This window comes from Microbacterium sp. IO18, from assembly GCF_049099505.1.
Taxonomy (GTDB): Bacteria; Actinomycetota; Actinomycetes; order Actinomycetales; family Microbacteriaceae; genus Microbacterium; species Microbacterium aurugineum.
This window is the reverse complement of record NZ_JBMJAF010000002.1, coordinates 421518-434055: the sequence shown is the minus strand read 5'-3', so window position 1 is coordinate 434055 and position 12538 is coordinate 421518. Positions and strand designations below refer to the sequence as shown.

The 12538-nt window shown below is 69.7% G+C and carries 12 protein-coding genes; all 12 read left to right on the top strand.

The genetic code is table 11. The annotated features are described in order from the left end of the window. The first annotated feature begins 116 nt into the window (after positions 1-116). The 12 genes from ACLF6J_RS13735 to ACLF6J_RS13680 all read left to right on the top strand — a co-directional run bounded on the left by ACLF6J_RS13735 (position 117) and on the right by ACLF6J_RS13680 (position 12516). A complete protein-coding gene (locus ACLF6J_RS13735) occupies positions 117-1715 on the top strand; it encodes an ABC transporter substrate-binding protein (RefSeq protein ID WP_131492364.1) in 1599 nt (532 codons plus the stop codon). Positions 1716-1795: 80 nt separating this feature from the next. Beyond that, entirely contained in the window at positions 1796-2818 is a 1023-nt protein-coding gene (locus ACLF6J_RS13730) for an ABC transporter permease (protein WP_134352094.1), read from the top strand. After that, positions 2815-3720 carry an ABC transporter permease gene (locus tag ACLF6J_RS13725; protein WP_134352093.1) on the top strand — a complete coding sequence of 302 codons (906 nt, stop codon included), beginning with the start codon at positions 2815-2817 and terminating at the stop codon, positions 3718-3720. The genes ACLF6J_RS13730 and ACLF6J_RS13725 overlap by 4 nt, the downstream gene beginning before the upstream one ends. Beyond that, positions 3717-4541, top strand: coding sequence for an ABC transporter ATP-binding protein (locus tag ACLF6J_RS13720; protein ID WP_134352092.1), 825 nt, complete (start codon positions 3717-3719; stop codon positions 4539-4541). The genes ACLF6J_RS13725 and ACLF6J_RS13720 overlap by 4 nt, the downstream gene beginning before the upstream one ends. After that, positions 4538-5374, top strand: a complete 837-nt coding sequence (locus tag ACLF6J_RS13715) for an ABC transporter ATP-binding protein (RefSeq protein WP_134352091.1) — start codon at positions 4538-4540, stop codon at positions 5372-5374. Before ACLF6J_RS13720 ends, ACLF6J_RS13715 begins: the two co-directional genes overlap by 4 nt. Then, on the top strand, positions 5371-6597 hold the full coding sequence (locus ACLF6J_RS13710; RefSeq protein WP_134352090.1) for an amidohydrolase family protein: 1227 nt from the start codon (positions 5371-5373) through the stop codon (positions 6595-6597). Before ACLF6J_RS13715 ends, ACLF6J_RS13710 begins: the two co-directional genes overlap by 4 nt. Next, positions 6594-8288, top strand: coding sequence for a DUF885 domain-containing protein (locus tag ACLF6J_RS13705; protein WP_134352089.1), 1695 nt, complete (start codon positions 6594-6596; stop codon positions 8286-8288). Before ACLF6J_RS13710 ends, ACLF6J_RS13705 begins: the two co-directional genes overlap by 4 nt. Continuing rightward, complete coding sequence (locus tag ACLF6J_RS13700; RefSeq protein ID WP_131492357.1) at positions 8285-8674, top strand: nuclear transport factor 2 family protein; 390 nt, start codon at positions 8285-8287, stop codon at positions 8672-8674. The genes ACLF6J_RS13705 and ACLF6J_RS13700 overlap by 4 nt, the downstream gene beginning before the upstream one ends. 29 nt (positions 8675-8703) lie before the next feature. Beyond that, positions 8704-9633 (top strand): dihydrodipicolinate synthase family protein, encoded by a 930-nt coding sequence (locus ACLF6J_RS13695; RefSeq protein ID WP_421076907.1) that lies wholly within the window; start codon positions 8704-8706, stop codon positions 9631-9633. A 2-nt stretch (positions 9634-9635) separates the two neighbouring features. Continuing rightward, on the top strand, positions 9636-10808 hold the full coding sequence (locus ACLF6J_RS13690; RefSeq protein ID WP_244093667.1) for an NAD(P)/FAD-dependent oxidoreductase: 1173 nt from the start codon (positions 9636-9638) through the stop codon (positions 10806-10808). Next, entirely contained in the window at positions 10805-11086 is a 282-nt protein-coding gene (locus ACLF6J_RS13685) for a 2Fe-2S iron-sulfur cluster-binding protein (protein WP_134352086.1), read from the top strand. The genes ACLF6J_RS13690 and ACLF6J_RS13685 overlap by 4 nt, the downstream gene beginning before the upstream one ends. Then, positions 11083-12516, top strand: coding sequence for an FAD-dependent oxidoreductase (locus tag ACLF6J_RS13680; RefSeq protein ID WP_134352085.1), 1434 nt, complete (start codon positions 11083-11085; stop codon positions 12514-12516). The genes ACLF6J_RS13685 and ACLF6J_RS13680 overlap by 4 nt, the downstream gene beginning before the upstream one ends. Positions 12517-12538: the final 22 nt, after the last annotated feature.

Below are 12538 nucleotides of genomic sequence, written 5' to 3'. Positions count from 1 at the left end.
TAATCGGATTGAAAATCTCGATCAGATTGAAATCCGTTCCCCCGAACGCGCGAGCAACCGGATCAACTTCCCAGAACTCTACTGCGTCCTGCCCCTTGATCACAGGAAGATCGACGATGACTTCATCCTTCGCGAAACCCCTCGCACTGGCCTCATCTCTCGCCGTCGCCGCACTCGTGCTCGCCGGTTGTTCAGCTTCATCGAACAACGCAGCCTCGGGCGGCGGTGGGACCCTCACGGTCGACACCTCGTTCGTGCTGAAGACCCTCGACCCGGGACTCGTCTACGAGCAGACCGGCAACATCATCGTGCACGCGCTGTACGACACGCTCGTGACGTACGAGGGCTCCGACGTCACCACTGTCGTGCCGGAGCTCGCCAGCGAGTGGGCGCAGTCCGACGACGGCACGACCTGGACCTTCACGTTGAACCCGGACGCCACGTTCGCCGACGGCTCCGCGGTGACCGCGGAGGATGTCGTGTTCAGCCTCACGCGCCTGCAGAACCTCAAGGGGTCCTCCTCCCAGACCGTCGAGGGGCTGACCTTCGCCGCGGACGGTGACGACACTGTCGTCGTGACCAGCCCGACCCCGAACCCGAACGTCCCGGTCGTCCTCGCGATGCCCGCGGCGAGCATCCTGAACGCCGAGGAGGCGGAGAAGCTCGGCGCGACCGACGCGGCCGATGCAGCCTCCGCGGACACGATCGGCACGCAGCTCGACGAGGTCAGCCTCGGTTCCGGCCCGTACAAGATCAAGAGCTACGACTCGAGTTCGAAGGTCGTGCTCGAGGTGAACGAGGACTACTGGGGCGACGCCCCGGCCTACTCGCGTGTGGTCGTGCAGAACGTCGACGTGCAGAACCAGAAGCTCACGATCTCGCGCGCCAAGGCAGACGAGATCGCCCTGGATCTCTCCGGTCCACAGGCGGCCGAGCTCTCCGACGACCTCCAGGTCTCCGGGGTCGCCGACACTTCCTACTTCCTCAGCGTGAACCAGGATCCCGCCGTCTCGGAGATCACCTCCAACCCGGCGTTCCTCGCGGCGCTGCGTGCCAGCGTCGACGGTGCGGGAATCGCCGAGATCTTCGGCGAGGGCGCGACGGCCGCGGCCGGGCTCGTCCCGCCCGCATTCGGCGGCGCGCTCGACGAGTCCGAGGTGCAGCCGCAGGACATCGAGAAGGCGAAGTCGCTGCTCGAGGAGGCGGGCATCCCCGCACCGAAGGTGAACCTCGTGTACCCGGCGATCACCTATCGTGGCGTCGACCTCGGCACCATCGTCACGAAGGTGCAGCAGGACGCGAAGAAGGCCGGCATCGAGATCGAACTCCAGCCCGAGCCGATCAACGTCTTCCTGCAGTCGCAGTCCGAGGGCAAGAACGAGATCAACTTCTCGCCGAACAGCCTGAACTACCCGGCCGCGGACTCGCTCGTGAACAACATGGCACCCGGCGCCTCGACCTCGACCCGTGCGGGATGGACCGTGGAGCGGGCAGATCCGCGCGCGGTCGAGGCCAGCGACGCCGTGAACGCCGAGGTGACGCCGGAAGGCCGTGCCGAGGCGATGATCGCCTGGCAGAAGGTCATGAACGAGACTTCGCCCTTCGTGGTCCTCGCGAACAACGCCGGCATCGTCGTCGCCACTTCGAACCTGGTCGGTGCGTCGTACACGCCGGCAGGCTGGACGGTCGACCTCGCGGCCATCTCCGCGAAGTAGTCCGCCGCGGTCGGCCGCCTGTCCCTCCTGTCGGGCGGCCGACCTCCGGTTCTCACCACCTCACCGAAGGCGAACGAGCAATGCCAGCCCTCCTGCAGATGATCGGCCGCCGGCTGATCAGCGCGATCATCCTCCTCTGGGGGGTCACCGTCGTGACCTTCGCGCTCATGACCATCGTCCCCGGGGACCCGGCCGCCGCGAACCTGTCGCAGCAGGCCTACGACGACCCCGACCTGCGTGCCGCGTTCGAGCAGAAATGGGGGCTGGACCAGCCCATCTGGGTGCAGTACGGCCGCTACATCGCGAACCTCTTCCAGGGGGATCTCGGTATCTCGCAGCAGACCCACCGCCCGATCACCCAGGACCTCGCGCAGTACATCCCCGCGACGCTCGAGGTGGCGTTGCCCGCCATGATCCTCGCGATCGTCATCGCCGTCGCGCTGGGCATGATCGCCGCCACCCGCAAGGGTTCGGCCATCGACGGAGGCATCCGCGGCGTGTCCCTCATCGGGCTCTCCACCCCGCCGTTCTGGCTCGCGCTCGTCGCGCTGTACGTCTTCTTCTACGCCCTCGGGCTCGTCCCCAACGGCGGGCGCCTCAGCAATGAGTACGACCCACCGCCCACCGTCACCGGTATGTACACGCTGGACGCCGTGTTCGCCGGGCAGTGGGACGTGTTCGCCGACGCCGTCTGGCACCTCGTCCTCCCCGTCGGCATCCTCACCGCGCTCACCGTCTCGGGCCTGCTGCGCTTCGTGCGCTCCGCCATGATCGAGGTGCTGGACGCCGAGTACATCCGCGCCGCCACCGCGAAGGGACTCCCGGCGCGGACGATCACCTGGCGCCACGTCTTCAAAGCGGGACTGCTTCCAGTGCTCACGGTGACCGGGCTGATGTTCGCCTCCCTGCTCGGTGGCGCCGTGCTCGTCGAGCAGGTGCTCTCGTGGCCGGGGCTCGGGCAGTACGCCTACAAGAGCGCCCTCTCGCTCGATCTGCAGGCGATCCTCGGTGTGACGCTGTTCATCGCCGTCGTCTACACCCTGATCAACCTCCTCGTCGACGTGCTGTACACGATCGTGGACCCCCGGATCGGAGCGAAATGACCATCCTGTCCTCGGACACGCTCGCCGTCGCGAAGGAGCCGCGGCGTCGCGGATTCCGTCGCAGCCGCCGGTTCACACCGCGCACCTCGTTCTGGACGCCGGTGACGGTGATCTCCTTCGGCGTGATCGCCGCGTGGATCCTCGCGGCGCTCCTCGCCCCGATCATCGCGCCGTTCGACCCGCTCGAGACGAGCGGACCGTTCCTGGACGCACCGTCGGCCGCGCACTGGATGGGGACGGACGACCTCGGTCGCGACGTGCTGAGTCGAGTGATCTACGGTGCCCAGCTCTCGCTGCCGCTAGCCCTCGCGATCGTCGTGTTCTCGCTGCTCGTCGGCGGGGCCGTCGGCCTCGCGGCCGGGTACTTCGGCAAGGCGGCGGACAACGTGCTGATGCGCGTGGCCGACCTCGTGCTCGCGTTCCCGCAGATCATCCTCGCCATGGCGGTCGCCGCGGCCTTCGGGCCGAGCGTCGGAAACGCCGTGCTCGCCATCGTGATCGTCTCCTGGCCGCTGTACGCGCGGATCATCCGCAGCTCGGTGCTCAGCGTGCGCGAACAGGAATACGTCTTCTCCGGACGACTGCTCGGGTCGACGACCCTGAAGTCCATCGTCAAGGACGTCATCCCCAACAGCGCCGGCCCCGCGCTCGTGATGGCGACGATCGAGCTCGGCAATGCCATCCTCATGCTCGCCGCGCTCTCGTTCCTCGGCCTCGGCCCCCGGCCCCCGGCTGCGGAATGGGGCGCGATGATCGCCCTCGGCTCGCAGAACCTCGGGAACTGGTGGATCAGCCTGTTCCCCGGTCTCGCGATCCTCACGATCGTGATGGCCTTCAACCTGCTGGGAGACGCGGTCCAGGACTACCTGGATCCCCGCTCACGGAATGCGAGGAAGCGATGAGCGCCGCGACGCTGCTCTCGATCGAGGACCTCTCCGTCGTCATGCCGACGCCGGACGGCGAGATCGAGCTCGTGCACGATACGAGCATCCGGATCGGCCAGGGAGAGGTCGTCGGCCTCGCCGGCGAGAGCGGCTCGGGAAAGAGTATGACGGCCTCGGCGGTCATGGGCATCCTCCCCGAGGGCGCGACCGCCTCCGGCCGGGTGCTGTTCGAAGGGCGGGATCTGCTGACCCTCAGCACCCCGGAGCTCAACGAGGTGCGCGGCAACCGCATCTCGATCGTGTTCCAGGATCCGACCGCCGCACTGCACCCCCTGCTGCGGATCGGCACACAGATCACCGAGCACCTCATCCACCACACCTGCGTGAGCCAGAAGCAGGCACAGGCGCGAGCGATCGAGCTGCTCGATCTCGTGCGCATCCGTGACCCGCACCAGGCGATCACGGCGTACCCGCACCAGTTCTCCGGAGGCATGCGCCAGCGCGCGGCCATCGCGATCGCTCTCGCGTGCGAGCCCCGCCTGCTGATCGCCGACGAACCCACCACCGCTCTCGACGTCACGGTGCAGGCCGGCATCCTCCGCCTGTTCGACCGCCTGGCGCGCGAGACGGGAGTGTCGATGCTGTTCATCACGCACGACCTCGGGGTGATGAGCGCGATCGCCGACCGCACCTACATCTTCAAGGACGGCACCGTCGTTGAGCACGGTCCGACGAACGAGATCCTCAACACCCCGTCGCACGAGTACACCCGCGCGCTGATCGCATCCAGAGCGCAGTCGCTCGCCGCGCAGCGCACCCACCGAGGAGGCGCACGATGAGCGCGTTGGAGATCGACGACGTCGTCGTCACGCACCGCCGACGCGGCGCCCCGCCCGTACACGCGGTGAAGGGCGTCTCGCTGACCGTCGAACGCGGCCAGATCGTCGGGCTCGTGGGGGAGTCGGGATGCGGAAAGTCGTCGCTTGCCCGGGTCGCGGTGGGGATCGACCGTCCGACCTCCGGCACGGTGCGCTTCGACGGCGAGCCGTTGCATCCACTCACGATGCGCCGCCGCCCTAGCCGCGACCGCGGGTTGCAGATGGTGTTCCAGAACCCGTACGCCTCGCTGAGTCCACGTCGCTCGATCGGAGCGCAGCTGCTGGATGGCGCTCCCGATGCGCTCGAACGATCTGCCCGTGCTGCCGAGGTTTCGCGACTGCTGCGACTGGTCGGACTCGACGAGTCGGCCGCCTCTCGCTACCCCACCCAGTTCTCGGGTGGTCAGCGGCAACGGCTCGCGATCGCCCGTGCGCTCGCCGCCCAGCCCAGCGTGGTCGTCGCCGATGAGCCGGTCACGGCCCTCGATGCCTTCTCGTCGGCGCAGATCGTCGAGCTGCTGCAGGGACTCGTTCGCGAACTCGGCATGGCGATGCTGTTCATCTCGCACGACCTGTCGTTGGTGCGGGCCATCGCCGACGAGACCGCCGTGATGTACGCGGGTGAGATCATCGAGCGCGGGCCCAGCGAACAGCTGTGGCAGCACGCAGCGCACCCCTACACGCAGCGCCTCATCGATGCCATCCCGGAGATCGGCCCGACGAAGCGGCTGCCGGGCAGAGGAGAAGACCTCGCGGAGGCCGTCGCGGCCCCCGCCACGGGAGGAGAAGCATGATCACCATCGCCGAGGACCGCCGCGTCCTCCTCACCGGAGCCCGCATCTTCGACGGGCGCTCCGAGTACCTGCGGGACGGGCTCGACATCCTCGTCGACGCCGACGGAGTGATCGCGGGACTCGGCGCCACCGGCACCCTCGACGCCGGCGACGCACGGGTCATCGACCTGGCCGGCCGGATCCTCAGCCCGGGGCTGATCAACATGCACGTGCACCTGGGGCTCGCGCTGCCCGGGACCGCCGGGGCGGAGATCGCCTCCAAGGGCGACCCCGACCTGCTGCTGGTGATGGCCGACAGTGCCCGACGCACCCTGCATGCCGGCGTCACCACTGCGCGGCTGGTCGGCGAGAGTCGCTACCTCGACTTCGCCCTGCGCCGCGGTATCGAAGCCGGGATCATAGCGGGCCCACGGCTGTACACCGCCGGACACGCACTGTGCTGCACCGGTGGGCACGGGTGGGAGTCCGACGCGCTGGAGGGCGACGGCGCCGACGACTTGCGCAGACTGACGCGCCTGCAGATCCGTCACGGCGCCGACCTGATCAAGGTCTGCATCTCGGGTGGGATCGCGGGGGAGCACGAGCAGATCGACACTCCGCAGCTGACCGACGACGAGATGGCCGCCGTCATCCAGACCGCGCATGACTGGGGCCGCAAGGTCACCGCGCACGTCGGGCCGTCCGAGACGCTGCGGCGCGCCATCGAACTCGGCCTGGACTGCGTCGAGCACGGCTACGAGCTCACCCGCGAGGTCACCGACCTGATGAGTGAGCGCGGCGTCTGGTACGTGCCGACCATCACGGTCAGCCGGTGCGAGGAGTTCTTCGACGCGCAGGGCGTGCCCACCTGGATGAAGGAGCGGGCGCTCGGGGCGGGTCCGCGTCACTGGGAGAGCCTCGAGAACGCAATCGCGAGCGGGGTGCGCATCGCCATGGGCACCGACATGCCGCCCGCCGCGGACTTCGACGGCACGACCGCGACGGTGCGCGAGATGGAGTTCATGGTCGACGCGGGCATGACCTCGCTGGACGTCATGCGCTCGGCCACCTCGTACGCGGCGGAGCTGCTCGGAGCTGACGACCTCGGCGTCGTCGAGGTCGGTGCGCGAGCGGACTTGATCGCCACAGACACGGATCCGACAGCGGATGTGGCTGCGCTGCGCGGAATCGACTGGGTCATGCAGGGCGGCGCCGTGCTGCGGGACGACCGGGCCGGACGGTGAACACCCCGACCGCGAGCACCCCGACCGCCCGCATCGCCGACGAGTACGTCGCGACGCTCGCCGACCACGAGCCGTCCGCCGCGCAGGCGCTGGGTGCCACCGCGCAGGATCGGTTGCCCGACCTGAGCGCCGAGTGGGCGGTCGAACGCCGCGCGCTCGCCGCGCGCACGCGCGACGCCCTGGCGCACATCGAGCCGACGACCGCGGATGCGGCGTTGCACGCGGCGCTTCGGGAGCGCATGGACAGCGACATCGCCCTGTTCGACACCGGCTTCACGGCGCGGCTGCTCGCACCGCTGGCCACCCCGGTTCATCTGGTGCGCGAGGCGTTCGACGACGTCACCGTCACAGATGATGCCGCCGGCGACGAGATCATCACCCGTCTGTCGGCGGTGCCCCGGGCGCTGACCCAGCTCGACGATCGCCTGAAATGGGCGCGCGCGGCGGGGGAGCGGGGCGAGTTCATCGGCACCGGCATCGCCGCGGAACGGCAGGTGCGCGAGGTCGCGGATCAGATCGCGAGCTGGATCGATCCGGATGGGGTCGACTACTTCCGCTCCCTCCGCGCGACAGACATGTCCACCTCCCGCCGCAGCGCTCTGGATCGTGCGGCACTCGCTGCGACCGACGCGATGGCGGGGTTCGAGCGGATGCTGCGCGACGAACTGCTGCCCCATGCACCACTGCAGGATGCCGTCGGCGAGAGCGTCTATCGCGCGACCGCGCAGAGCTTCCTCGGCACCGAGCTCGACCTCGACGAGGTGTACGACTACGGCTGGCAAGAACTCGATCGGCTGTGGCGGCAGGCGCGCGGCGTCGCGGGGGAGATCCTCGGCACCGGTGCGCCGGCAGTCGTTTCCGTCGCCGCTCGCGCGCTCGCGCAGGACCCCGGGCACCGCGTCGATGCGGACGCTGTCATCGGCTGGTTGCGTGATCGCCTGGACTGGACCCTGGATCGGGTCGACGGCACGGCCTTCACGCTGCCCGCGGACGTGCGAGATGTCGACATCGTCGTTCCGCGGGCCGCGAAAGGCGTCGTCTACTACACGCCTGGTGCCCCCGACGGCTCGGTGCGCAGCAAGATCGTCTGGACGATCCCCGCCGGAGCGACATCGGTGCCGACCTGGCAGGAGCTCACGAGTCTCCACCATGAGGGCGTCCCCGGCCACCACCTCGAGCACGCGGTGAACCGGGCCAATGCGTCCCTGCATCCCTGGCAGCGCTACCTGTGTGAGATCCACGGCTACGCCGAGGGCTGGGCGCACTACTCGGAGGCCCTATCGGACGAGCTGGGTCTGCTGCGCGATGCCCCGGAACGGCTGGGGATGCTGCTCGGACAGCTGTGGCGCACGGTGCGCATCGTCGCCGACATCGGGCTGCACACCGGTCGGCCGCTGCGGCGCAACGAAGTCACCGACCAGACGGAGTGGACGCCGGCGATCGCCTGCGACTTCCTGGTGCACTACGGCCTCGTCGACCCCGTGACCGCGCGGTTCGAGGTGGACCGCTACCTCGGCTGGCCGGGCCAAGCCCTGGCGTTCAAGGTCGGCGCGAAGCTCTGGGCCGAGGCGCGTGCGGCGAGCACCGCATCCACTCTCGGCTTTCACTCCCGGGCACTCGCGCTCGGACCGATGGGGCTCGCGCCGCTGCGCGAGCGTCTGCTGCAGGATCTGACGAAGGAACACGCATGACCACCACCGCCGAGCTCGAGCACTTCATCGTCGACCTGTACCAGGACCTCGCCGACCGTGCCGCGTTCGATGCGCGCCTCGCCGACGACGTGACGGTGTGGGAGACGCCCTGGCCGACGCTCATGCACGGCATCACCGAACTCGACGAGCTGCGGGGGCCCGCCGCCGACCCCGAAGAGCGCCGGCGGACCCTGCCGAGCGTCGTGCCGACCGGCATCGTCACGAGCAACTTTGGCGACACCGGGGTGATCCGGTATGTGCTCGAGGTGCGCCCTGCGGCAGGCGAGCCGCTGGTCGAGGTCGTGCGCGTCACGGATGTGGTGCGTCGTGACGCCGACGGATGGCGGATCGTGCACCACCACGCCCAGGACATGCCGGTCGAGTGAGTCGCACGAGTCGGAGCAAGGAGAGACAGATGGACCGCAACACCGTCGACTGGCACGGGTACATCCCGGCGATCACCACCCCGTTCACGCGCGAGGGGGAGCTGGATCCCGTCGCGTTCGAAGGGCAGATGCAGTGGCTGGCCGCGCAGGGGATGCACGGCGTCATCCTCGCCGGCACCTCCGGGGAGTGGTTCAGCATGACCGAGGCCGAACGGGCAGAGCTGTTCGCACTCGGCGGCCGGTTCCGCGCGGACATGCGGGTGATCGGCGGCTGCAATGCGTTCACGGCCGCCGACGCGATCAGGCACGCGCACGCGGCGGAGGAGGCCGGGCTCGATGGCATCCTCGTGACGCCGCCGCCCTATATGGTGCCCACCCGCGAGGAGATCGTGGCCTTCTACCAGGAGGTCTCCGACGGCACATCGCTCCCCGTCACTGTGTACAACTGGCCGCGCGGCTGCATCGTCGACCTGAGCCCGGACCTCCTGAGCGAACTGGCCGACATCGAGAACGTCGTGGCGATCAAGAACTCCACCGGCGACTTCCGCGCGTTCCTCGACGCCATGTATCTCGTGGAGGATCGCGTGCGCTACTTCGGCGTTCCGACGAACGCGCTCGGAGCCGACCTCGCGACGCTCGGTCACGGAGACGGTCTCATGGGCTCCGGAGCCCCGCTCGGCAACGACCACCCCGGCTTCTGGGATGCGCTCGCCGCGGGGGATCGGGCGCGGGCGATCGAACTCGGCGCTCGTGATCGCGTGGTCATGACCAGCTGGTTCGGGCCGGACTACGGCGCGCAGTTCGGGAACCAGCAGGCGATCATGAAGACCGCCCTTCGGCTGCAGGGCGTTCCGGCCGGTTTCGTCCGCCGCCCCCTGCTCGAACTCTCGGCCGAACAGGTCGACCGTGTCCGCACCACGCTGGAGGGGCTCGGCATCGCGACCGTGCCCTTGTCGTGAGCATGCGGTACGACGCGGTCGTCATCGGCGGTGGCCTGCTCGGCGGGGCACTGGCCTGGATGCTGGCACGCGAGGGCGCCTCCGTACTGCTGCTGGAGAAAGACCAGTTGAACCAGCACGCTTCCGGCCAGAACGCCGGCAGCCTGCACTTCCAGCTCGAGTATCGGATGGTCGAGAACGGGTGGGAGTCGGCGCGCACCGCCGCCGCAGCCATGCCCCTGCATCTGGACGCCGCCGAGGCCTGGAAGCGGCTGGGAGATGAGCTGGGCGAATCGGTCGGCGTCGTGCAGCGCGGCGGCTTCATGCTCGCGGAGACAGCGGAGCAGGTCGCGGTGCTCGAACGCAAGGTCTGTCTCGAGCAGGAGTGGGGGCTGGATGTCACCCTCCTCGACGGTGATGAGGCGCTGCGCATCGCGCCCTACCTGTCGGAGTCGGTGCTCGCAGCCGCCTTCTGCCCGATCGAGGGTAAGGCCGAGACGCGCACCGCGGGGCCTGCTTTGGTGCGTGGTGCCGTGAAGCTCGGCGCAGAAGTCCGCACGCACACCCGTGTGACCGGGCTCGAGCGCGACGCGCGCGGCTGGAAGGTGACCGCCGCCGGTCCGGATTCGACGTTGAGCATCCACGCCGACACGGTGATGATCGCCGCGGGGGTGTGGACGACGGAGGTGGGTGCGCTCGCCGGGGCGGACCTGCCGACCATCCCGCTGGCTCTCATGATGAGCGTGAGCGCGCCGGTAGAGCCCTTCATTAGACATCTGATCCAGCACGCCGGCGCCAAGCTCTCGCTCAAGCAGACGAAGGATGGCACGGTGCTGATCGGCGGGGGGTGGCCGGCAGCACTCAGCCGCCGCGCGGGCTCCCTGGACCTGGAGACGCGTCCTCGCCTTCTCCCGGAGTCCATCGTGGGCAACGCCCGCGCGGCGATCGGCGTGGTGCCGGGCACAGCCCGGCTGCCCATCGTGCGGTCCTGGGCGGGGACCACGACGGTCACGCCGGATCAGCTGCCCCTCGTGGGAGAGGTGCCCGGATGCCCGGGGATGTTCGTGGCCACCGGCGGATCGGCCTTCACGCTCGGGCCGAGCTTCGCCCGTTCCCTCTGCGACCTGGCCGCCGGTCGCACACCCCACATCGACCTGCGACCCTACGCCCCGGACAGATTCGGAGTTATGGCATGAACGAGCAGCCCCTCGCCGATCGCGCGGTGTCGCGGCGGCTGGACGTGTCCTTCGTCGTGGACGGTCGGTCCGTGCGCGCCGCTGCGGGGGAGACCGTGGCGGCGGCCATGCTGGCCGAGGGCGAACGGTGCTTCGCTCGACGGGGCGACGAGCAGCGCGCCCCGCTGTGCAACATGGGCACCTGCTTCGAGTGCGCGATCACGGTCGACGGCGTGCCGATGACGCGCACCTGTCTGACCACCGTCCGCGACGGCATGAACGTGCGGACCGACGCATGAGCGCCGACCTCTACGACCTAGCGATCGTCGGGGCAGGACCGGCCGGTCTGGCCGCGGCCCTGCAGGCGCATGCGCAGGGTCTTCGGACGCTCGTGATCGACGAGCAGCGCGCCGCCGGGGGACAGATCTTCCGTCAGCCGCCGACCGAGTTCGATGAGCCGGTGCGGTCTCCGGTCGGGTATCCCTGGGCGGCGGATCTGCTCGCGGATGCCGCCGCGGCGACCGGCATCGACTGGTGGTTCGAGTCGACCGTGTTCGGCGTGCTCGATGCGCGCTCGACCGGGCGCGACGATTTCGAGGTGCTGGTCACGAGCCCTCAGTGTTCACAGCGCGCCCACGCGCGGAGGCTGCTCGTCGCCACCGGCGCCTACGACATGCCCGTGGCGATCCCCGGATGGACGATGCCTGGCGTGCTGATGGCCGGTGCGGCGCAGGGACTCCTGAAGGCACAGCATTTGCGGGCAGCGGGTCCGGTCGTGCTGGCGGGTTCGCATCCGCTGATGCTGATCGTGGCCGCCCAGCTGGTCCGTTCGGGGGCTGAGGTGACGGAGGTGGTCTTCGCCCGCGGAGTGCCCTCCGTGCGCGAGCTGTTCCTCGCCGCTCCGGCCGTGCCCGGGCACGTGCGCCTGCTGGCCGAGCTGGCAGGCAACGTGCTGACCCTCGTGCGGCACGGCGTCCGGATCACGACGTCGACGGTCCCCACGGCGATCGTCGGCGACGCTGGCGTGAGCGGCATCCGACTGGCGCGGGCCGACCGGGCGTGGCGCGTGCGCGGGCCCGAACGCGAGGTCCCGGCGCGGACCGTCGTCCTCGGGTACGGTTTCCAGGCCTCCACCGAGCTCGCGCGTCAGCTCGGATGCCCGGTGCGATGGGACTCTGCTGCCGGCGGGTGGCTGGTGGAAGTCGACGGGAACTTCGAGACGGGCCTGCCCGGGGTCTTCGTCGCGGGCGAGCCCACCGGTGTCTCCGGGGCCGAGCAGTCACGGGCGGAGGGGGCCGCGGCTGCGGCGGCGATCGCCGCTGGTCTCGGCAGGCCCGTCGACGCCTTCCGTGCTCGCGCGATCGAACGGGACCTGCGCCGCTCCCGACGGTTCGCCGCGGTCGTGCAGCGGATGTTCGCGCCCGAGCGACCCGGCCTCACGGCGCTCGCCTCCCCGGCGACGACGGTCTGTCGGTGCGAAGGGATCCCGCGATCGGACATCGACGGATTCCTGCAGGCGAACCGGCACGCCGACACCGTGGATGCGGTCAAGCTGAGCTGCCGGACGGGCATGGGGCCCTGCCAGGGGCGGTACTGCGAGACGACCGTGGCCGGTGCTGTCGCGGCGGCGCGCGGGGGAACGGCTGCCGAAGCCGGTCGCTTCGCCGCTCAGCTTCCCGTCAAGCCGGTGTCCCTGGGGACGTACGCCGACCTCTTCGATGCGGACTGACCGTGGTCGGCGCCCGGTGGGC